The sequence below is a fragment of the Acinetobacter sp. CY05 genome, from assembly GCF_059515805.1.
Window position 1 is genome coordinate 15,349 of sequence record NZ_JCAKMW010000012.1, and the last position, 21,645, is coordinate 36,993.

The 21,645-nt window shown below is 39.6% G+C and carries 16 protein-coding genes, 4 pseudogenes and 1 other annotated feature; of the genes and pseudogenes, 14 read left to right on the plus strand and 6 right to left on the minus strand.

Annotation, left to right across the window (positions count from 1 at the left end; all coding sequences use genetic code 11):
- Positions 1-87: 87 nt before the first annotated feature.
- From AC5YCD_RS09715 to AC5YCD_RS09740, 6 genes and pseudogenes are all read left to right on the plus strand, one after another.
- Complete coding sequence (locus AC5YCD_RS09715) at positions 88-330, plus strand: hypothetical protein (RefSeq protein WP_496129849.1); 243 nt, start codon at positions 88-90, stop codon at positions 328-330.
- A 63-nt stretch (positions 331-393) separates the two neighbouring features.
- On the plus strand, positions 394-525 hold the full coding sequence (locus AC5YCD_RS09720; RefSeq protein ID WP_496129850.1) for a hypothetical protein: 132 nt from the start codon (positions 394-396) through the stop codon (positions 523-525).
- Positions 522-1,442, plus strand: coding sequence for a helix-turn-helix domain-containing protein (locus AC5YCD_RS09725; RefSeq protein WP_496129851.1), 921 nt, complete (start codon positions 522-524; stop codon positions 1,440-1,442). Before AC5YCD_RS09720 ends, AC5YCD_RS09725 begins: the two co-directional genes overlap by 4 nt.
- A 102-nt stretch (positions 1,443-1,544) precedes the next feature.
- Complete coding sequence (locus AC5YCD_RS09730; RefSeq protein WP_496129852.1) at positions 1,545-3,173, plus strand: HNH endonuclease; 1,629 nt, start codon at positions 1,545-1,547, stop codon at positions 3,171-3,173.
- A 577-nt stretch (positions 3,174-3,750) separates the two neighbouring features.
- Complete coding sequence (locus tag AC5YCD_RS09735) at positions 3,751-7,110, plus strand: DEAD/DEAH box helicase (RefSeq protein WP_496129853.1); 3,360 nt, start codon at positions 3,751-3,753, stop codon at positions 7,108-7,110.
- Positions 7,111-7,284: 174 nt separating this feature from the next.
- A pseudogene (locus AC5YCD_RS09740) lies at positions 7,285-7,440 on the plus strand (IS5/IS1182 family transposase); the annotation flags it as partial.
- 50 nt (positions 7,441-7,490) lie between these two features.
- On the opposite strand, the gene AC5YCD_RS09745 reads toward AC5YCD_RS09740, so the two are convergent.
- The 5 genes and pseudogenes from AC5YCD_RS09745 to AC5YCD_RS09765 all read right to left on the minus strand — a co-directional run bounded on the left by AC5YCD_RS09745 (position 7,491) and on the right by AC5YCD_RS09765 (position 11,371).
- Complete coding sequence (locus tag AC5YCD_RS09745; protein WP_496129914.1) at positions 7,491-7,649, minus strand: integrase core domain-containing protein; 159 nt, start codon at positions 7,647-7,649, stop codon at positions 7,491-7,493.
- A 19-nt stretch (positions 7,650-7,668) separates the two neighbouring features.
- Positions 7,669-8,154: pseudogene (locus AC5YCD_RS09750) on the minus strand (IS3 family transposase); the annotation flags it as partial.
- A 79-nt stretch (positions 8,155-8,233) separates the two neighbouring features.
- Positions 8,234-9,475, minus strand: a complete 1,242-nt coding sequence (gene ltrA, locus AC5YCD_RS09755) for a group II intron reverse transcriptase/maturase (protein WP_004826931.1) — start codon at positions 9,473-9,475, stop codon at positions 8,234-8,236.
- A 504-nt stretch (positions 9,476-9,979) separates the two neighbouring features.
- Positions 9,980-10,737 (minus strand): annotated as a pseudogene (locus AC5YCD_RS09760) (IS3 family transposase); the annotation flags it as partial.
- Positions 10,349-10,462 (minus strand) — a sequence feature (AL1L pseudoknot). Its footprint overlaps the pseudogene before it by 114 nt.
- Positions 10,712-11,371, minus strand: coding sequence for an NAD(P)/FAD-dependent oxidoreductase (locus tag AC5YCD_RS09765; protein WP_496129854.1), 660 nt, complete (start codon positions 11,369-11,371; stop codon positions 10,712-10,714). The pseudogene AC5YCD_RS09760 and the gene AC5YCD_RS09765, both read right to left, overlap by 26 nt.
- An 826-nt stretch (positions 11,372-12,197) precedes the next feature.
- Between AC5YCD_RS09765 and purU the strand changes: the two genes are divergently transcribed.
- Genes purU through AC5YCD_RS09795 form a run of 6 tightly spaced genes read left to right on the plus strand, consistent with a single transcriptional unit; the run spans position 12,198 to position 19,147 of the window.
- Positions 12,198-13,064 (plus strand): formyltetrahydrofolate deformylase, encoded by an 867-nt coding sequence (gene purU, locus AC5YCD_RS09770; RefSeq protein ID WP_496129855.1) that lies wholly within the window; start codon positions 12,198-12,200, stop codon positions 13,062-13,064.
- On the plus strand, positions 13,061-13,951 hold the full coding sequence (locus tag AC5YCD_RS09775; RefSeq protein ID WP_496129856.1) for a bifunctional 5,10-methylenetetrahydrofolate dehydrogenase/5,10-methenyltetrahydrofolate cyclohydrolase: 891 nt from the start codon (positions 13,061-13,063) through the stop codon (positions 13,949-13,951). Before purU ends, AC5YCD_RS09775 begins: the two co-directional genes overlap by 4 nt.
- Before the next feature lie 41 nt (positions 13,952-13,992).
- Positions 13,993-15,231, plus strand: a complete 1,239-nt coding sequence (locus AC5YCD_RS09780; protein WP_496129857.1) for an FAD-dependent oxidoreductase — start codon at positions 13,993-13,995, stop codon at positions 15,229-15,231.
- 11 nt (positions 15,232-15,242) lie between these two features.
- The gene (locus AC5YCD_RS09785) at positions 15,243-15,572 is read left to right on the plus strand and encodes a sarcosine oxidase subunit delta (RefSeq protein WP_496129858.1); all 330 of its coding nucleotides are present in this window, start codon (positions 15,243-15,245) and stop codon (positions 15,570-15,572) included.
- A complete protein-coding gene (locus AC5YCD_RS09790) occupies positions 15,569-18,481 on the plus strand; it encodes an FAD-dependent oxidoreductase (RefSeq protein ID WP_496129859.1) in 2,913 nt (970 codons plus the stop codon). Before AC5YCD_RS09785 ends, AC5YCD_RS09790 begins: the two co-directional genes overlap by 4 nt.
- Before the next feature lie 3 nt (positions 18,482-18,484).
- On the plus strand, positions 18,485-19,147 hold the full coding sequence (locus AC5YCD_RS09795) for a sarcosine oxidase (RefSeq protein ID WP_496129860.1): 663 nt from the start codon (positions 18,485-18,487) through the stop codon (positions 19,145-19,147).
- Positions 19,148-19,169: 22 nt separating this feature from the next.
- Here the strand turns inward: AC5YCD_RS09795 and AC5YCD_RS09800 are convergent, their stop codons facing one another.
- A complete protein-coding gene (locus AC5YCD_RS09800; RefSeq protein WP_496129861.1) occupies positions 19,170-19,670 on the minus strand; it encodes a hypothetical protein in 501 nt (166 codons plus the stop codon).
- A gap of 87 nt (positions 19,671-19,757) precedes the next feature.
- Between AC5YCD_RS09800 and AC5YCD_RS09805 the strand changes: the two are divergent.
- Both AC5YCD_RS09805 and AC5YCD_RS09810 read left to right on the plus strand, forming a co-directional pair.
- Positions 19,758-20,153, plus strand: a pseudogene (locus tag AC5YCD_RS09805) (LysR substrate-binding domain-containing protein); the annotation flags it as partial.
- A gap of 72 nt (positions 20,154-20,225) precedes the next feature.
- Positions 20,226-21,575, plus strand: a complete 1,350-nt coding sequence (locus AC5YCD_RS09810; RefSeq protein WP_496129862.1) for an amidase — start codon at positions 20,226-20,228, stop codon at positions 21,573-21,575.
- Positions 21,576-21,645: the final 70 nt, after the last annotated feature.

Below are 21,645 nucleotides of genomic sequence, written 5' to 3' on the forward strand. Positions count from 1 at the left end.
ATGAACTGAAAGTTCAATTCTATTCGCTATTGAAGGAACTTTCAGTTTCTGTTAAATTGAACTAATAGTTCAACTTGGTGCTATTTTATGGCAGAAACAGTTAAACATGTAATTCTCGCTTCAGGCGGAGTAGCTAAAGTGGCTCAGGCTGTCAATTTAACAGAAAGGGCTGTCTATAAATGGATTCAAAAAAATGCCTTACCGCGTTCTGAATATACAGGAGAAAGTGATTACGCCAGTGTAATTGCTCAATTAAATACAAAATTTTCAAAGGAGGAAATATTAGAGCTTTGTCGCCCCATTAACCGAAAACGTAATTCAATATTTTAAATAGAAAAAAGCCCGATGGATCAGATCAGGCTTTTTAGGAACTCAAACATCTGAGGTTTGAATATGCAAAGAAAATTATCACAGTTGCCTATAAATGGCAATATGCTTTGTGCTGCTCAAAATAATGTGCAGTATTTAAATACCCAACGCATGGCTTTTCATTTCACTATTAAAGCAAGTGAGGTGGCGTTATGAGCTTAGATGCAACCAATTGGGCATGGAAACTCGAACTCAACGAAAAACCAGGGGGTAGCCGTAAACCCTTAAAACGCTTATTGCTGCTGTCATTAGCAGACCGTGCTGGGGAAGACCATTGCTGTTACCCAAGCATGGCACGTTTAGAGCGAGATACAGGTCTTGAACGTAAAACCGTGCTTAAAATTATTGCTGAATTGCTAGAAGAAGGACTAATCGAAGATACGGGTGAACGTAAAGGCACCACTAAACGCGTTAAAGTCTACCGTTTGATGGGTATTCATGGACGAGAAATGATACCAAATCCGGCATCATTATATCCAATGAATAGTACCAATAATGGCACGACTAATCATGCCAACAACGGGACTTTGAATAGTGCCGTCAACGGCACACAGAATCTCCCAAAGAATCTTTCAGAAGAATCTAAATATAAAAATACCTGGCTCGATGTTGAAAAACTTGAGACTGAAGTCTTTTTAGCCAATGATCAAATTTCATTCCAAGCACTGATCACGGCGCCATGGTTCGAAAGAGAACGCCGTGCTTTTGAGATTTACAATCAAGATCGACTCAGCAATGCCAATTTGATGCTGTATCACTTTGCTGATTGGCTCATTCATGCCTATAGCCACAAATACAACAAAGGATCCATGCATCAGGCGATATCTGAGCAAGCACAGTCATCTAAACCACAGGGCATGAGTGCCAAGCAGATTCATTATTTTGCGCAAAAACTGGCACAGCATACCGGTTTTGCCTCTTGCTACGCCGATGTTGGAGAAACTTTGGCAGGCTTTAGCTCCCGAGTCGCCAAGCTGTTACAAGACCCAAAGCAGCAACACGCTTGGCAAAGTTATTTAAGCGATGTGGGCTTTGAAACTAAAGCCAATACGTTATCTGCATCCAAGCTTTAAGCCTTGAACCTATAGCAACACATTTTATTCATCCTAGTGTCCTCAATATACCCATAATCCGGTGGGTAAGGGGACACGACACAAAAAATAAGGAATCTTCCCATGGCACAAACCATGTTATTAAAAAACGTCTTAAATCGTCGCCCTATGATTGCTTATGCCGAGCAATACAGTATTCAACGAGATGATTTTGAAATTACACTTGCGGATTTTGCCCAAAGTGAAATTATCGATAAGCTCTACAAAGCCGATAATCAACGCTCTACAGAATATTGGAGTCTACGCGATATTATTCGTTTCATTAATGCATGTACGACTGATCCGAATGCATGGCTGACCTTTTTGTATTGGAAAGATCAACAAGGGAATATGTATTTAATTGATGGTGGCCATCGATTATCGAGTGTCTATGCTTGGATCAAACGTTACTTTGTTGATGAGCAAGTCAAGGATGCCCCCAAATTTACGTCTTCACAAAAAGAAGAATTACGTACATTGCGGAAATCTTTAAGTCAATATGCGGATTTCCAAAAAATTATGACATCCCATTTAGAAGAGTTTCAGGAAGCTAAAAATAATATTCAAAATTTAAAGATGCGCTTTGTACAGGTGATGGGATCACCGGAAGATGCACGCCGTGTGTTTGAAAGTATGAACTCAGATACCAAGAGTTTGGATAAAAACGAAGCCTATCATTTAAGTCATCGAGGGACGGTTCGCTACTATGTCACGTCAGCATGTTGCTATTTAGATGATAATAAAAGTACCCTGATGCAGCTAGGCAGTGATCTTGAGAATCAGATGATTGAACTAGGTGAAAAGATTCATCATCTGGTTTTCCAAAATATGCTGCTCAATACCTACATGACGCATGGCAAACGGATTGGGATCGTGCATGAGTTATTTGATATTTTGACCAGAGGTGATACGCAGGAGTATTTTTCTGGGGCAAGTTTAGCGACGTCGGTACTCCTTCATTTGCAACGCTTGTATGCAGTACTGACCCGTATGGTGACATCGCCTTATGATCCGCATTTAGTCAGTCTGGGTTTACATCCGCAGCTATATTTCTTTAAAGATACGCGTGTGCAAATTACAAGCTTACTGGCATGGTTTAGCATTATGTCTGATATTCACGATCAGCGTAAATTACGCGAATTTACGGCGGTACGAAGTAAAGTTGAAATGTTAATTGCCAACTTCCCCATTATGATTACTGAGACCATTGGTAAATATGGGAGTGGCGTGAAGGGTCATGAGCGTTTAGAGCTGGTCTATTTGGCATTTATTGAAGTGGCCAAAAGAGTAGACATTGATGTGGATGATCCGAACACTATGAATACCATCATGATGGTATTTTCAAAAAGTTTTCCATATATCAACTTTACTGAATTTTTCCAGCAAAACTTCGAAGCAGATTATGATCATCAACTGGTAGACGATGTATCTGGCTATATCCTGGGTTTAATGCCCTCTAACCGTAAAAATTCAACACAGTTTTCAAGCTTTACGAAGGCTTTAATTAAGCAAAGAATTGAGGTTGCTCGACATAACTTCTGTGAGGTGTGTGATGGCTTATTGCATTTAGATAGTATTGAACATGACCACATCATTGCACGTTCTGTTGGTGGTCGCGGTGATGTGGATAATGGCACATTGCTACATCCGTATTGTAATCGCTTTAAAGCAGATCGTGAGTTAGAGGAAGCACGGGCTGATTTGTTTGGTTAAAGCTTTGCTGAGAATGCTTGATCATGTTTAAAGCATGATCAAGTATGATGTATTTCTTAATTGAGCTCGATTTTAATGTACAAAGTAGATATCCGCGTTGGACAAGGGTAAAAAATTAGATAAACTAAGCCAAAAATAACCCAATATTTTTTAGCTCTTTAACAGTTTAATAAAATCAATAGTTTATGATTATGGTTTAAAATTTAGGTCTTTTTAAAGATTTAGGGGTTAAATCATTGTTATAGATTTATTTTTTACGCTAAAATTACTGTTCACTGCCATGTAGGCAGCTTAGAAAATACAAGTAACGCCATTAATGTTTTGGTATTCTTCTTAGAAATAATCGATTTACCCTAAACGCCGTGCCACAAAGTTAATTACGATATAGCTATAGGTACTTTAGCGATATTGAATACACAAGCGTTATTATTTGCAGGCTATCTACTTGGCTTATCTATATCAAATATTGTAATTATTTTCAAAGTAGGATAAAAAGAAAATATCTCTTCAGAAAGCTAATTAAGTAAATTAACTTTCTTCTTATAACGAGCAATACATAAGCCGGCAACTATATCAAATGTCTGAATTAATAAATTTTTTAAAACTTTTTAGTCCTAAAACGATCGAGCGTAGTGCTAGTTATGTGAGTCGAATTGATCGTCAGACCATTGATATTGTGATAGAGGATGAAGAGCTTTTTATGTATGCCCAGATTGAGGGTACTGACTATTATGACACGAATATTATTTATGATTTAAAAACTGGTATATTGATTGATGATGATTGTAGTTGTCCCGTGGGTTATCACTGTAAACATGCAGCAGCGTTAGCAAGGCTCTTTTTTAAAGAATATAGAGAAAAGGTACATACCCAGTTAAATAGCGAATACTTGCTTCAGTCAGGATTACAACCTCAGTCATCTCAAATGACTCAAGCGAAGAAGTGGTTAAATGAATTTAAGCGTTGTTTATTAGATGTTCATAATCAAGAGATTATTACACCAACAACTAATTGTTTAATCTATTATTTGGACCAATCTTTTTCTAAGCTAACAATTGAGGTTAAAAAAGGACGACTTAATCAAAATGGTACAGTAGGCAGTCTTAAGCCTTATAGGGAATATAAGAATATTCTTACAAAGAAATTAACATTGCCTGATGATCAAAGAAAATTATTTAGCCAACTGTATGCTTATTCTCAATCTAATAAAATGGATTACTTCTACCAATCGTACTTAGATATCACAGGTATTTCATTTACGTCTTTTGAGCATTTAATTCACAGTAAACGGGTATATTGGAAAAAAACAATTGATCGTCCTCTTCAGTGGTCAGATAAAGTTTATCAAATAGACCTAAGTTGGCAAAAAAATATTGTCACTAAAACAGAAAAACTAAAAGTTGCTTTTTGTCACACGGATCAATTCTATCATTTAGACATATATACGAATTTATCGATATTGGCTACAATGCCTTTATGTTATATCGATATTTCTACTAACGAAGTTGGCTATCTAGAAACAACGTTATCATTTGAGCTTTTAACTGCTTTTCAAAAAATGCCAGAAATGTCAGTAGAATTAATGCATGATTTTGAAAAAATCGTAGCACAATCTGATCTTTTGAAAAATCTACCTAAGCCAAATTTTATTCAAGAAATACAAACAGTAGGTGGCTCACCTCAGCCAATCTTAAGGTTTGGGACTACAAATCAGTTGAATCATAGATTAAATAATCATAGCCAAACATTTGCAGAGATTGAGTTCCGATATTCAAGTGGAGCGGCAAATCTTACTAGCACTGATCATTATTTTATTGGAGAAATACAAGGACATCCTGTAAGACAAGAGCGCAATTTATTACAAGAACAACAAGCACTTCAAAGATTGGAGAAAGCACTTCCATCTTTAACATGGATTAAGGATCTATCTTCTCAGCAACGACAGCCTGTACATGTGGAGACAGATTCTCTTGTTGCTGCTGAATTTAAGGAATGGTCTAGTCAATTATTTCCAGTGAATCAATTCGAAAAGATAGGATGGAAAGTTGAACATACGCAAAATAGCCCATTAAATCTGGAATATGTAGACCATATTGAACTCTATATGCGTGATTCAGAAAACCACAATGGATGGTTTGAGATTGGAACCAAAATTCAGGATAAACAAGGTAGAGAATATGACCTACTGGATATCATTTCAATGATAATGAAGCGATATCCAGACTTATTGGATCCTGAGAAGTTTAGATATTTAGATGATGATCGAATCTTTATGATCCCTGCTCTGTTGGGTAAACATCCAGATTTTGCTATGCAAGTTAAAGATATCAAGCCAATTATATTAAATTTATATAGTTTATTAGATCAAGGTGAACGCAAAATAGATCATTATGATGCACAACATTTTTTAGATATACAGGATGATTTAGGGGGTAGATTCGAATGGAAAATGCCAGATCATCTACATAAAATGATTGAGGAAATGAAGAAAGGACCCCAGCAGATCTTAGGTACACCAGATGGCTTCAGGGGGCAACTTCGACCCTATCAACAAGAAGGTGTAGCTTGGTTACAGTTTCTTAGAGCTATTGGTCATGGTGGTATTCTAGCTGACGACATGGGACTTGGCAAAACAGCACAAACATTAGCACATTTACTTTTAGAAAAGCAGGCTGGTTATCTAAAGCAAAAACCTACTTTAATTGTTGCACCTAGCTCTTTAGTCCATAATTGGTTTAAAGAAGTTCATAAATTTACACCAGACCTCAAAGTATTGATTTTACAAGGGGCAGAAAGGCATGATTTTTTCCAAGAAATTCAAAGCCATGACGTGGTAATTACCAGTTATTCACTGGTTGTGAGAGATCAGGAAAAACTCAGTCAGTATGAGTTTCATCAACTTATTCTTGATGAAGCTCAATATATTAAAAATCCCCGAGCTAAAGCTGCACAAGTTGTACGCGCATTAAGCGCTGATCATCGGTTGTGTTTGACTGGTACACCTATTGAAAACCATTTGGGTGAATTGTGGGCCTTATTCCATTTCCTAATGCCTGGTTTTCTTTATTCGCAGGAAGCGTTTAATCGGCAATATCGATATCCTATTGAAAAGCACGGAAAGTCTTATCTTAAGGAAAAACTAGTAGCAAGAGTAAAACCATTTATTCTGAGAAGATTAAAAACTCAAGTGGAACAAGAGCTTCCTGCAAAAACAGTAATTGATGTAAACATCAATATGAGTTTACAGCAATCGAAATTATATGAAGCTGTGCGTGCAACAATGCAAAAAAATATTATACAAATTGTTGAAGAGAAGGGTTTAAAAAAGAGTCAAATCCATATTCTTGATGCACTGTTAAAATTAAGACAAGTATGCTGTCATCCAAGTTTATTAAACGGTGAAAATTTCAAAAAGGAAGAAGCTGGCTCAGCTAAATTAGATTATTTAATTGAGATGGTGCATACCATGGTAGGAGAAGGTAGAAAAATTTTAATTTTTTCTCAATTTACGACGATGTTATGTCTGATTGAGCAGCAGTTAAAAAAGATCGCCATCGATTATGTAAAATTGACTGGACAAACTAAAAAAAGACAAGAAGTCGTTGAAAAATTTCAACATGGACAAGTTCCAATTTTTTTAATTAGCCTAAAAGCAGGTGGGGTCGGCTTGAATTTAACTGCAGCAGATACAGTAATTCACTATGATCCATGGTGGAATCCAGCAACTGAGAATCAGGCATCTGATAGGGCATGGAGAATTGGTCAGAATAAGCCTGTATTTGTTTATAAACTGATTACAAATCAAAGTATTGAACAAAAGATCATAGATTTACAGGAAGATAAATCTGCTTTAATCGAATCTATTTTAACTAGCGGTTTGGAAGGTGAAGCGAAAATTAGTCAAGATGATATTATGAAGCTATTTGAAAAATTATAAATGTTAAGGATTACTCAATTTGTCTGAGGAATATACCGAAAGTTTGTCAGATCCTGAGTGTTGAATGGGATGTATTTTATCGGGAAATCGTATAAGTGGATTGCAGTTTTAGGTTACATTGGCTTTGTTGTATAAACCTACCTCTAAGGACTCATTTAGCAATATAATTCTCACATGAATAAGCCTACTCCTAAAATCTATCATACAACTCATTGGTCTACCTACAATAAAGCCTTGATCAATCGAGGAAATATATCTATTTGGTTCGATTCAGCCACCCAATGGTATGCTTCGTCCATCGGTAAACAAGGACGAAATCAGAGATGGTCCCACTTGTTTGAACAACTAAAAGCTTATTTATAAGTGATATTCTGCTCTAGTTAAGCGACCTTATTTTGTTGTGGTAGCTGGTTATAGTAAAACTCATCTGGAGTCATTTTGTCCAGACTCGAATGAGGTCGTTTCAAATTATAAAATTCAAAATATGCATTTAATTGCTTTTTCGCATCAAAAACATTGCTGAACCGTACCGAGTTTATCGGAGACTTTTTATTTAAGTTAGGCTACCTGACCTAACAGGTTAATCTTATCATAGTACATTGCTTCAAACTCAAAAGGCGATACATAAGCCAATGCACTGTGTACACGCTTTTTATTGAACCAATCCACCCAATTTAATGTCGCAAGTTGTACATCCGCTAAACCTTGCCAGTCTGCTTTTAAATATTCAATCACCTCTGTTTTGTATAAGCCATTCACCGTTTCAGCCAGTGCATTATCGTATGAATCACCCGTTGTACCGACTGATGCTCGTAAATTTGCAGCTTCTAAACGATTGGTATAGCGAATGGAAAGATATTGTACACCTCTGTCGGAATGATGAATCACATTCTTTGGCATACCTCGATCATGCAATGCTTGCTCCAATGCATCCAGGATCATCTCTGTATTCATCCGTGTTGATACTTTCCATCCAATAATTGCTCGTGAGAACACATCAATAATAAATGCGGTATAGACCCAACCTGAATGGGTTTGAATATACGGGTGAGTAGACCAAGGGAATTTCACCCTTAGCCCCTCGCAGAACCGGACATGAACCTCTCAGCTCATCCGGCTCCCATTATCCAACCGATGGTAAACATCCCATTTTCCAGTGCACAAAGGCATTTGGAAAATCACGCGCAAGTCGCCCTAAGGCATATCTAGCCCGTCTTTTATGACGGGCCAAGTTTTTATACTTACGCCTCATCCAGCGTATAAGATAGGCATTCATGTGTTGCCAGATCGCTGACATTGCTGAACCATGGAATCGACCATAGTATTGCTGCCAACCTTGAAGAATAGGATTGAATATTGCAGATAAATCACTTAATTCGCGATTACACATCAGATGTAGATGCCATTTCCGAATAGTCTGTCGCATTGCTTTAAGTGCATCACGACTGACTGCAGGAGAGAAATTTACATAAACTCTTTTATACTTGTCCACAGCCTTACGGGGCCTAAACGTGTACCCGAGAAAAGTAAATTGAACATCGGGATATGCTTTACGACGATTAATATCTTGGCAATAAACAATCTTTGTCTTGTCTGGATGCAATTCGAGACCACATTCACGAAATCGTGCATCGATCTTTTGTAAAACAAGTTTGGCTTGAGATAAACTCCGACAATGAATTACGCCATCATCTGCATAACGGCAGAACCGTACACTTTGAAGATGTTTCGTAATCCACATATCAAAAGCATAATGCATAAATAAATTCGCCAATAAAGGACTCACAACACCACCTTGTGGTGTGCCGCGATTCCTTTCTAAAAGATGGCCATTTATGTGTTGCATTGGTGCTTTTAACCAACGTTGCACATATAAAAGAATCCATGGAATTTCACAGTGTTTCTTGAGTGCACGCATTAGTAAATCATGGTCGATGTTATCAAAGAGACCTTTGATATCAAATTCCACAACCCAGTCATAATCCCAACTTCGTCTCCTCACTATCGCAATTGCATCATGGGCAGAACGCCCCGGACGATATCCATATGAGTTTGGATGAAATAATGGATCAATTTTCGGCTCTAATAAGAGCTTAACTGCTGTTTGCGCGACTCGATCTGCAACTGTTGGAATACCTAGTATACGCACGCCACCTGACTTCTTTGGAATCGGAACAGCCTTAACTGGCGGTGGAAAATAACTGCCAGAACAAAGTCGATTCCATAGTTTGTATAGGTTGTTCTTTAAATGCTTTTCGAATTGCTCAATAGATTCATGATCAACGCCTGGAGCGCCACCATTCTCTTTGACTTTTTTAAATGCCTCCCAGATTAACGCTTTAGGAATATTAAATGGTTTGGTCATAAAGTTTTGCTCCTCCTGCTTGCACAGTTGACAAATCCGTAGACCTGGATAATGCAACCCCTTCGCTCCATTACCATTACAGTAACTTCAACACTACTACGAGTTGCTCCGCCCCTTGGTGACGCATTGCTATTATCAGCCTTGCCTTTTGAGCTTGTGCCTTTCGCTTGACATCGCCACCGAAGGTTCCCGCAGTTCAACGTAAGAGCCTGAATTAGGATCGCGCTGCCTCTACGCCGGACACCGAATGGCCCGTAAGCAGGTAACGGCCAAACTAATCGCGGGGTAACTTCCATCCCCGGTTTTGATGTCATTTGAGTACTTTCGACACTTGAACGGCAGTTCACTGTTGTTCGCCTTCCTAATTCTTACCTGACATCTCTACGATGCCTTTTCCATAACGCTCACGACCGGGACTTTTGATCCAAGCCGCTTATGGTGGTTTGCTACCTGCTCCTGCAAGCCGATAGCGAGGGGCCATACCCTCATCTCTTACGCCGCTTGCTGCGGCACACTGAAGTCAGCGACCCATAGTTGGTCAGGATGATCCGCACTAAAATTGCGTTTCACCAAGTCATCCGCTCTTTTTTGATCATCTCGGCTATGCGTCGTTTGTTTGTTCTTACCACGCCAAACACCTTGTATATCTAGTTTTTGCATCAATCGAGCAACTGTACAGCGCGCAATAACATAGCCTTCACGTTTCAATTGTTGCCAGACCTTACGCACACCATATCGACCTGAACTTTCCTTCCAAATTCGTTTTATTTGTTCAGCATGATGCAAATCATGCAGAGCACGTTTCGCTCGATGTTCTCTTGCGAAGCAATGCTTCTCATCAACGAGATCTAGTGTTCGATAATAGGTAGAAGCCGCGATCGGTAAAATCCTGCAAATCGCCTCAATACCATATAACGCCTTATTGTTATGGATGAAATCCACCATTATTTGTGTGGGCGGTCGAGATCCGCCTGGGCGAAAAAAGTGGCTGCTTTGCGTAGAATTTCATTGGCTCGTTGCAGTTCTTTATTTTTGCGTTCAAGTTGTTTAATGCGTTCCTGGCCTGAAAGCTGCTGTACTTTGACTGGATTCTGTTGATTCAAATGCTTCTGATGCCAGGCACGAAGTGTTTCAGGAGTACAACCAATCTTAGGTGCAATTGCGGTGATTGCAGCCCAAGTAGAAGGATAATCTTTTTCGGATTCAATCAATAATTGAACCGCTCTTTCTCTGATTTCAGGGGTGTATTTTAATTTTGTCATAGGGATAGTCTCTCAGAATATTGACTCTCCGACAAACCCGGTACGGTTCAGTTCCCGGTGTATAGAAAGCCTTCTTATAAAAATGGGTGCCGAGGTGTTCGGGAATATATTTTTGTTCTATAACTTGACAATCTTGCCCCAAACTTTCTAGCCCTTTTCTATAGGCGTCTAACACAGCCAAACCCCGAGGCTCTACAGCAGCTTGATACTTACCTGCTGGGTCAATTTGGCAATCAATATGATATTCTTTAACTAGCTTCTGAATAAGCTGCTGTGCAGATTGATTTAATTTTAAGTTCATTCGTGCAGTTTTGGGATCTCCTATATAATCATGCGCCCCAATATCATGAGGCAAATCAATCATAAATCCTGAGTTATGTCCAGAAGCCCCATAGCCTACAACTTGTGCTTCAACAAGTACAATATGATCATCGGGGAAGTTTAATGCAAGTTGTCTTGCGGCAGCGAGTCCGGTCAAACCAGCACCTATGATTACCCAGTCTGCTTTTACAAGTCCACGTAGTTGTGGTTGGGGGATACGCTCAGAACTCAAGTGAAACCATGCACATCCATAGTCATCGGCGGGTGTTGAGCTTATTCTTGCCATACTTAAATAATAGAAAATCCGTTTCATTATTTTTGACCTCAGTGTGATGTCTTTCATATAACGAAATGGGCAATTTTTATAACAAAAAAGACATCAACAAAGATTTCATAAAAAACTAAAATTTACATAAATAGTTGATGTCTCTAAAAGTATTTATTTTCTATTCGATAAATTGACCTTTTTCTTATATTTTTAGCCCTAAAATTTACTCGTTTTGTATTTTCTCGGTGATTGCTAAGAAAAGGGATCTTGTAATAAGTAAAGCTTGAACTACAAGATTTTCGAGACATGATTAAAGTAAATAGTCAAAAATAGTGCATATCAGCTCATACTGTACAAATTAGATGCAATTTTTATTCATGCTAGGAAATGGAAGACTCTCTATCTACTTTAATTGACATTATTTGTTTTGCTCATGTATTGGCGCATTAATTGCTTAAAATTGGATAGTTTGCTTATGTAATATTTAGAAGAACTAGACTAGTTGAGCCAAAATATTGAGCTTAAAAATTTTGGAGTGATTGGTTGCAGTTCTTTAGAAATTTATATCTATAACAAAAATAAAATGATTAGCACATGTAGCAGTTGAGTTTTCATTTACTCCACACTCTCCAAGTGTGATGCTTACTTATCAGTATGAAAAATTTGGTGTCCTTTTTGGTTAAGTATGAGTACTGATGATAAAGGTATAAAATAAATAAAATATTCCTTTTGAGAAAAAAATATTCATAAAATTGTAGACAGTTTAAAAAAAATACAATATAAATTCCCCTAAAGAAATATATTTTCCTAAAAAGAAAATTAAACCAAGCAATTCAGACCTCATGAATGAAAAGTTTTAAGGGAAATCTCCATGCTACACTTAGATCCTGCACAATACATTCTTAAAATTACCTGTCCAGCTGCCTCAGGAATTGTGGCTGCAGTAAGTGGGTATTTGGCAAAAAACCAGTGTTATATCAGTGAAATGTCACAATATGATGATGAAACTACGGGTCAGTTTTTTACCCGGATCGTATTTCGTTTTAATCAAGGGCAAGGGGATCTGCAAGCACTTAAGGATGGATTTACGGAAGTGCAAACCCAATTCCAGATGCAAGCTGATTTTTATGACTGTCAACAACCCATGAAAGTTATGATTTTAGTCAGCAAGTTTGACCACTGTTTATTAAATCTTCTCTATCGCCATCACAAGGGTGAACTGGATTTTGAAATCACTGCAATCGTCTCTAACCACTTGGATCTACGTCCAATTGCAGAACGCGAGGGGATTCGCTTTATCTACTTGCCTGTCACTAAAGAGACCAAGGCGCAGCAGGAAGCTGAGTTACTCAAAATTATTGATGAAACCAAGACTGAGTTAGTGATTCTAGCGCGTTATATGCAAATTTTATCTGATGATCTATGTCGTCAGCTCTCAGGGCGTGCGATCAATATTCATCATTCATTCTTACCTGGTTTTAAAGGTGCTAAACCTTATCATCAAGCATTTAAACGTGGCGTAAAGTTGATTGGTGCTACAGCGCACTTCGTCACAGGGGATCTTGACGAAGGTCCTATTATTGAGCAAGAAGTACAACGGGTTGATCATGCCTACTTACCAGATCATTTAGTTTCAGTCGGACGAGATACTGAAACAGTGGCGCTGTCTAAAGCGGTGAAATATTTTGTTGAGCACCGTGTTTTCCTTAATGATGATCGTACGGTGGTGTTTAAATGAATAATATTGTCAACCTAGATGCTCAAGCACAAATCATTGATGGTAAAGCAACAGCCAATATAGTGTTAGATGAGGTCAAAGCTGAAGTCGAACAGTTTAAGACTCAAGGGGTTGAGCCGTGTTTAGCTGTAGTTCTAGTGGGGGATGATCCAGCCAGTCATATCTATGTGCGCAATAAAGTTGAAAAAGCACATTACGTTGGGATGCGTTCCTTAGAGTTTCGTTTAGCTGAGGATACGGATCAACAAAGTTTACTTGATCAAATTGATGCTTTAAATCGAGATTCATCAGTACACGGCATTTTAGTGCAACTCCCCTTACCTAAGCAGATTAATGAGACAGTTGTATTGCAGTTCATTGATCCTAAGAAAGATGTCGATGGGTTTCATAGTGAAAATGTGGGTGGCTTGAGCCAAGGGCGAGATGTACTCACACCTTGCACACCTACAGGTTGCATCCGTTTACTCAAAGATACTTTGGGCAATGATTTAAGTGGATTACATGCTGTGGTTGTTGGTCGCTCGAATATTGTGGGTAAGCCAATGGCTGCATTACTACTTAAAGAAAGTTGCACTGTTACTGTGGTGCATTCAAAAACCAAAAACATTCAAGCTGTATGTCAACAGGCTGACATTATTATAGCAGCAGTAGGTCGCCCACAAATGCTTGATGCAAGCTATTTCAACCCAAATGCTGTAGTCATCGACGTTGGTATTAACCATGTTCAACTGAGTGGGAAAAATTGCTTAGTTGGGGATGTGGACTTCCATGCAGTTAGAAGTCAGGTCAAAGCTATTACACCAGTGCCGGGTGGAGTAGGACCAATGACAATTGCTTATTTAATGAAGAACACGCTCAAAGCAGCCAGATTACAACAAAAAATCTAAAAAAATAAATCAGGTATCACAAATGCCTCGGAGGAATATATATGCCACTTGGACTACTTAAATATGGATTAAGCAGTGAGTATCCCGTTGAAGTGGACTTACCTGCACCCAAGGAACTCAAGAGCAAGTATGATGTCGTCATTATCGGTGGGGGCGGTCATGGCTTGGCAACTGCATATTACTTAGCAAAATACGAAGGTATTACTAATATTGCTGTGCTTGAAAAAGCTTATCTCGGTGGAGGAAACACGGCGCGTAATACTGCGGTGATTCGCTCGAATTATTTAACTTCAGAAGGGGTTAAGTTTTATGCCGAATCTGTAAACATGTTTAAAAATCTCTCCAATGAATTTGATTTTAATATTATGTATTCAGAGCGAGGACAGCTAACACTGGCCCATACTGATGCGACAGTGCGTGCTTTTCGTCAGCGTGCTGAAGTGAATAAACATTTTGGTGGACGTACAGAACTGATTGATCGTCAACAAATTAAAGAACTGGTTCCGTGTTTAAACTTAGATCCTGCACACTTACCTGTTCTTGCTGGGTTATGGCATATGGATGGTGCGACTGCACGCCATGACGCTGTCGCCTGGGGCTATGCGAAAGAAGCGGCCAAACGTGGTGTGGAAATCCACCAATTGACGGAAGTTCAAGATTTTGTCACTCAAGGCAGTCGTGTCACGGCAGTTAAAACCAACCGTGGCACAGTACAGTGTGGGTGTGTGGTGCAAGCGATTGCAGGGGCATCGAGTTTATTGATGCATAAACTCAATATCCGTGCGCCGATTCATACCTTTCCATTACAAGCTATGGTTACACAACCTTTTAAACCCTTTCTGGATCCATTGGTCAGTTCATCGGCATTACATTGTTATGTACAGCAAACGAGTCGTGGTGAAATTGTATTTGGAGGTGGATCTGATCCATACCCACTCTACAACTCTCGTTCAACATTGGACTTGAAAGAAGGCTTGTTGGCACATGCAATTGAGATGTTCCCATTCATGGCAAATGCCAAACTCATGCGCCAGTGGGCTGGTATTACTGATATGACCCCTGACTATAGTCCAATTATGGGGCAATCCCCATATGATAACTATTACCTTGATGCAGGGTGGGGAACTTGGGGCTTTAAGTCTACGCCAATCTGCGGGAAAACTATGGCGGAATTGGTGTCCACAGGAAAGACACCAACGCTTATTAAACCATTTGAGCTATCTCGATTTAGCCGTTTCCAACAAGTCAATGAGATGGGCGCAACTGCCGCAAGTCACTAAGGAGAAGCAATATGAAAATAATGATTTGTCCTTTAAATGGACCACGCAATATAAGTGAGTTTGTTTATGGCGGTGAAGTCCGTGATATTCCAGACCAAAATACTTGCACAGATCAAGAATGGGCAGACTATGTCTTTAATAAAGATAACCAAATTGCGATTGTACGTGAGTGGTGGATGCATGCGCCAAGTAGTTATTGGTTTATTGCCGAACGCCATACTGCATCGGATGAAGTGATCCGGACTTATGACCCAAAAGAAATTTTTAACCAGCGTATAGAGTTTGGCGACACAGCCACAAAACCAATGCTTAAACAAAAAGAAAAAGGAGCAGTCGCGTGAATAAAACAAACTTAGAACGACTATCAGCACCTTATGGCGTATGGATTGACCGTAATCAGCAAGTACAATTTGAATTTGATCAACAAAAATTTAATGGCTATGCAGGAGATACGATTGCCAGTGCTTTGATTGCGAGCGGACGTTGGATTATGTCACGTTCATTCAAATATCATCGTCCACGTGGACCTTTAACTATGGCAGGTCAAGATGCCAATACACTTATACAACTACCGCAAGAACCTAATGTATTGGCAGATTGTACAGAAATTCAGGATATTACGACGTCTGCAGGACAAAACTATTCTGGTTCTTTAATGAAAGATAGTGATGCTTTCCTCGGTCGTTTTTCTAAATTTATGCCTGTTGGTTTTTATTATCGCTCTTTTTATAAACCTAAGGGGGTATGGAAACTATGGGAACCATTGATTCGAAAAAAAGCAGGTTTAGGGGTATTAGATCTTAATTTTGAGCCCGAATACTATGACAAAGCTTATCTATTTACCGACGTTGCCGTCATTGGAGCTGGCCCTGCAGGTCTTCAAGCAGCGCTAACAGCTGCTGAAGCTGGACACAAAGTTCTACTGATTGAGCAAGAAAAAGCATTGGGTGGAAGTTTAAACTACGCACGATTTGATATCGCAGGTCAACTTGCAGCAACACTACGTACCAAACTGATCACTCAAGTTGAGGCAAATGCGAATATCATCGTCCTTACAAAAGCAGTATGTAATGCATGGTTCACTGATCATTACTTGCCTGTGATTCAAGGCAAACGTATGTATAAAGTGCGTGCTAAACAGTGCATTGTAGCCAGTGGTAGTTTTGATCAACCTGTGATCTTTCGCAATAATGACCTCCCTGGTGTGATGTTAACCAGCGCAGTTCAGCGTCTAGTTCATTTGTATGCAGTGAAACCTGGGCAGAAAATTGCGATTTTAACCGGTAATGATGATGGCTATTTAGCCGCCCTTGATCTGGTTCAAGCGGGATTGAATGTAGTTGCGTTAATTGATATGCGTTCAGGTGTAACCAATAAAGCATTACAACAGGTGATACAAAAGAAAAAAATTCCATGTTATTTCAATAGTACGGTGTATGAGGCATTACACAGTAAAGGGATGTTACATCTCACAGGGATTGATGTACGTCAAATTACGGCAGAAGGGGTAGTGTCTGAGCATGCTCATTATTTGAAATGTGATGTATTGGCCATGTCTTCGGGTTATATGCCAGTGTATCAACTCTTATGTCAAGCAGGTGCAAAACTCAATTATAATGATCGTGATGCTGAATTTACCATTACAGGGTTGCCAAAAGGCCTGCATATTGCAGGTTCTGTCCATGGTGTGCATGCAATTGAAAATGTATTAAAAGATGCTCAACATACTGCACAAAATGCGATACGTTCAATCCAGGACACATCGAATATCGCAGATGAATTAATTTTCAATGAAGCACCTGTTAATTTCTCTTGGCCCATCTTCCAACATCCTAAAGGTAAGGAATTTGTCGATTTTGATGAAGACTTACAGGTGAAAGACATTATTAATGCCACTAAATCTGGTTATCGTGATGTGCAGTTGGTCAAACGTTTTTCTACAGTAGGCATGGGGCCATCGCAAGGACGTCATTCGGCACTTCCAACGGCGCGTTTGGTAGCAAAATATACCCATCGTAGTATCAGTGAAACTGGGGTAACCACAGCCCGTCCGCCATTTAGTGCAGAAAAGTTAGCGCACGTGGCTGGACGAGGATTTGACCCTTATCGTCAGACGCCAATGCATCAACGTCATTTGGCGCTCGGTGCACACATGATTCCTGCAGGGGTATGGCAACGACCAGCCTATTATGGACCTGCTGAAAAGCGTAGTGAAAATATTGCGCGTGAAGCATTAAATGTTCGTCAAAATGTCGGCATCATCGATGTCTCAACTTTGGGTGGTTTAGATATTCGTGGTCAGGATAGTGCTGAATTTTTGAACCGGTTATATACCTTTGCTTTTGCTAAATTACCCGTAGGTAAGACTCGCTATGCAGTCATGGCAGCAGAGGATGGTGTAGTGATTGATGATGGTGTTGCAGGAAGATTGAGTGAGCAACACTTTTATGTAACAGCGACAACGAGTGGCGTAGATCGTATTTATCAACAAATGTTGAAGTGGAATGCACAGTGGCGCCTCAATATCGATATTAGTAATGTGACCACCGCATTTGCTGCCGTGAATGTAGCAGGCCCAAATTCACGTCACTTAATGCAGAAAGTCTGTCAGGACGTTGATTTTAGCAATGATGCTTTTCCATACTTAGGCCTAAGACTAGGTACTATACATGGGGTCCCGGTGCGACTCCTACGTGTAGGCTTTGTTGGTGAATTAGGTTATGAGATTCACTACCCATCACGTTATGGCGAATTTATTTGGGATCTTTTAATGGATGCTGGCAAAGCGTTTGATATTCAGCCATTTGGTGTTGAGACGCAGCGTTTACTTCGTTTGGAAAAAGGTCACATTATTGTGAGCCAAGATACGGATGGTATGACTCATCCAAAAGAATGTGATTTAAGTTGGGCGGTCGCAAAATCAAAACCTTGGTTTGTAGGCAAGCGTTCCATTGAAATTTTGGCATCGCAACCGTTGAAAAGAAAATTAGTCGCTTTTGTATTAGATAAAAAGCACAGTCAACCTTTAGAGGGCCATATTGTACTGAATGGTAATGATATTACGGGCAATATTACTTCGTGTGAGTATTCGCCAAGCTTAGATAAAATCATTGGTATGGCTTATGTTGGAGTTGAGCAAAGTGAAGTCGGACAACAGTTTCCAATTCGTGTCGAAAAAGGGGAAATAGTACAAGCAACAGTGGTAAAAGCACCATTTTATGATCCAGAAAACCAACGCCAGGAGGTTTAAACCATGCAAAATTTATATACAGTAGAGCGCAGTTTAATTCAGCATACATGTAAACCGTATGATCTCTACGGCGACGGCAAGCAGTTTTTGTCAACATCTGATCAAAAATCGCAACTAAAAAAATGTGCTTTAATTGATTTAACCCATCTTTCTCGTGTTGGTTTTCGTGGCACAGATGCACAAGAATACTTACAAAAACGAGGGTATAGTACACCATCGATGCCGAATACCTTTTTAGAGCAGATTGATGGTAGTGTGGTGGGTCGTCTTTCTGCAGCGGAATATATAATCTTAGGTTCAATTAAAGATTTTGGTGCCCGTGTCAATGAGTTAGAGTGTACCTGGCAAATGGATGAAACGAAATTGAATTATATATTGCCACGGCAAGACAGCCATGCATGGCTGATGCTTACCGGGGAATCTGTAGCAATGGTTATGGCAAAACTTTGTGGCGTAGATTTAATGGATGAAGCATTTAAGCCGGGTCAAATTGTACAAACCTCTGTCGCTCGTGTTAATGCAATCGTATTTAATGTTAGTGATACAACTTGTCCAAAATTCAGTATCTTGTGTGATAGATCAGCTTCTTTATATTTATGGGAGGTATTAATTGATGCTATGCAAGAGTTTGAAGGTAAAATAATAGGGATAAATCATGTGCTGTAAATAGCTGTTCCTTAAAATGTAGTCAAACATAGTCAAGGACTAATTCGCACTCTGTTAATGTCTTGTTGCCAAGCGTGTAACTAGAGCCTGAGTCGGTCAGTTCCGACTTATAGCGGTCAGTCCATTCTTGCAATATGCGCTTTACAGTCTTGTAAGGCGTATAACGACTGATCTCATTGTCGTTTAATCTTGCAAGCACGTTTCTTACAGCATTCCAATCAGCTTGCACAACTTCCCCATTAAAATGGTGAAAGCGATCTCCCTTGCGTGTGCCTATTAAAAGCCCACGTAAGAAAGAATCACTTTGCGAAGTGTATGCAGTATTGACTAGATGCAGCGTAGAACCTCTACGGTGAGATATACCTGTTAGAACATCAGCTAATAAGCCTTTAGCCCATGTATTTAAGCGTCTATTGGTGTTTTTACCATAGCTACGCTTACTTTGAATTGGAGAGGTTAAATCCTCGGCAACAATCACCTTGGCTTTATCAACCAATTTATGCGTTGCTGTATGAATAGCCACCGATTTTGTAGACACCTTTTAATTAGATAAAATGGCTAATTAACGAAGTGCTTATGAGCAGTAAACGATACCCTGCATAATTCAAAATTGAAGCAGCAAAAGCAAGGTGTATATTTGGCAGATTTAGTGGATGAAGCAATTTTCTTATATCCTGCTCAGCCTAAACCAAACTTCTCTAGCCAAATTATGAATCTATTTTCTGAGTACAGTTTAGAGCCAAAAAAGTTTCGTGAGGTACGCGAAATTCAGTTGGTATTAGGCTTAGTGGCAGCAGGTGAAGGAATCTGTATTGTGTCAGAGAGTGCTAAGACCCTACAGTTGACCCATCTACATTATATTCCTATTTTAGATGAAAATGCAGTGAGCCCTATATTTATGGCCACGCGTTGCATGGATGAAAGTAAAGATATCAAGGCCTTATTTGATTGTATTTATCAAGTTTATGATTTAGAAGCAATTAACTACGATCGCTCCGCATTTTAAAAAATGTAAAAAGACTATATTGTAAGGTTAAAAAGACGCTATGCTGTGCTAAAAAATAAGCTAGCGTTCTCTATGCATCATTATTCTAAACTATCCGCACTTGATTTAAGCCTTGCTGTTCAACAGGGTGAAGTAACTGTAGTTGAGTTAAGCCAATATTTTATTCAACGTATTAAAGATCATGATGAGCTCAATTGTATCAGTCAGTTGCTTACTCAGCGTGCATTACAGCAAGCAGCTCGCTTAGACCAATTGGCAGCCCAAGGGATATATCTGAGTCCCTTACATGGAGTACCCATGATTGTCAAAGATAGCTTTGCCATTTCAGGTGAAGTGACTTGGGCAGGTACAACATATCTGAATCAATTAGAGCAGCAAGATGCTGCTATCATCACGCAGCTTGAAGCCTTAGGTCTAGTGATTGTGGCGCGTGCTAAAATGACTGAACTGGCTTTTGGCTTATCTGGCCAAAATCCAATACAGGGCACACCACGCAATCCTTGCTATGCCAAACCTGTTGCTCCGGGTGGATCCTCTTCTGGCTGTGCAGTTGCAGTGGCCGCTGGGCTCGCTCCTCTGGCAGTTGGCGGTGATACTGGTGGCTCGGTGCGTGTGCCAGCAGCAATGAATGGTATTTTGGGGTTTAAACCTAGTCATGACCAACTGAATGGTCAAGGTAATCTGCCTTTAGCAGCATCTTTAGATAGTGTCGGCTTAATGGCAAGATCCAGTGAAGATTTACTTGAGCTTTATACCCAGTTACGACCAGTAGCTCAGACGTTTCACCCCAACATACCGATCTATTATTTATCAGAAAACCATTTTCCTGAGTCATTAGAGCCTGAGGTTTATACGGTTTGGCAAGCACAACTGCATCATTTACAGCAACAGGGCTATGCTTTAACAGCCTGGCAGCCCCCACAGGATTTTAATTTTCAGCAGTTATCCGATTGGTGCTCAGATATAATCGCTTATGAAGGTTATCAACTTTATCACCATCTAGCTGACGATGAAAATACACCAATGTGGTCGATTGTACGGCATCGAATTCAACGTGGAGCACAGATTTCAGCACCCTATTATCAAAGCTTAATTACAAAGCGGGATGCCTATTATGCAGCTTTTGCAGCATCTTTAGATCAGCAAGCCGCACTATTATTACCGATGTTGCCAGGCTTTGCTCCACCATTAAATGCCGAAGATAGCAGTTGCCATACTGTTGGGCCATATTCTAGACCATTTAACTATTTAGACCTGCCTGCTTGTAGTTTTCCAATCGGTTATGCTCGGCAGCATGAGCCAATAGCAGCACAATTGGTGATGTTAAAAGGTCAGGAAATCAGTCTGTTACAGCAAGTGCAACAGATCATAAGGCTACTTAATCTACCGGTAAATCAGCTGGCAAAAAAAATCCCAAGCTAAAGCATAGATTGGGAGAAAAAGCATTTGGTCGGTAGCCCAGCAAGGTTTGAGCAAGTTGCTGGCTACCTGG

Coding starts and splice junctions, on each gene's coding strand:
- AC5YCD_RS09715 (WP_496129849.1), top strand. CDS start 88: ATGGCAGAAACAGTTAAACATGTAATTCTCGCTTCAGGCGGAGTAGCT.
- AC5YCD_RS09720 (WP_496129850.1), top strand. CDS start 394: ATGCAAAGAAAATTATCACAGTTGCCTATAAATGGCAATATGCTTTGT.
- AC5YCD_RS09725 (WP_496129851.1), top strand. CDS start 522: ATGAGCTTAGATGCAACCAATTGGGCATGGAAACTCGAACTCAACGAA.
- AC5YCD_RS09730 (WP_496129852.1), top strand. CDS start 1,545: ATGGCACAAACCATGTTATTAAAAAACGTCTTAAATCGTCGCCCTATG.
- AC5YCD_RS09735 (WP_496129853.1), top strand. CDS start 3,751: ATGTCTGAATTAATAAATTTTTTAAAACTTTTTAGTCCTAAAACGATC.
- ltrA (WP_004826931.1), bottom strand. CDS start 9,475: ATGACCAAACCATTTAATATTCCTAAAGCGTTAATCTGGGAGGCATTT.
- AC5YCD_RS09765 (WP_496129854.1), bottom strand. CDS start 11,371: ATGAAACGGATTTTCTATTATTTAAGTATGGCAAGAATAAGCTCAACA.
- purU (WP_496129855.1), top strand. CDS start 12,198: ATGCTACACTTAGATCCTGCACAATACATTCTTAAAATTACCTGTCCA.
- AC5YCD_RS09775 (WP_496129856.1), top strand. CDS start 13,061: ATGAATAATATTGTCAACCTAGATGCTCAAGCACAAATCATTGATGGT.
- AC5YCD_RS09780 (WP_496129857.1), top strand. CDS start 13,993: ATGCCACTTGGACTACTTAAATATGGATTAAGCAGTGAGTATCCCGTT.
- AC5YCD_RS09785 (WP_496129858.1), top strand. CDS start 15,243: ATGAAAATAATGATTTGTCCTTTAAATGGACCACGCAATATAAGTGAG.
- AC5YCD_RS09795 (WP_496129860.1), top strand. CDS start 18,485: ATGCAAAATTTATATACAGTAGAGCGCAGTTTAATTCAGCATACATGT.
- AC5YCD_RS09810 (WP_496129862.1), top strand. CDS start 20,226: ATGCATCATTATTCTAAACTATCCGCACTTGATTTAAGCCTTGCTGTT.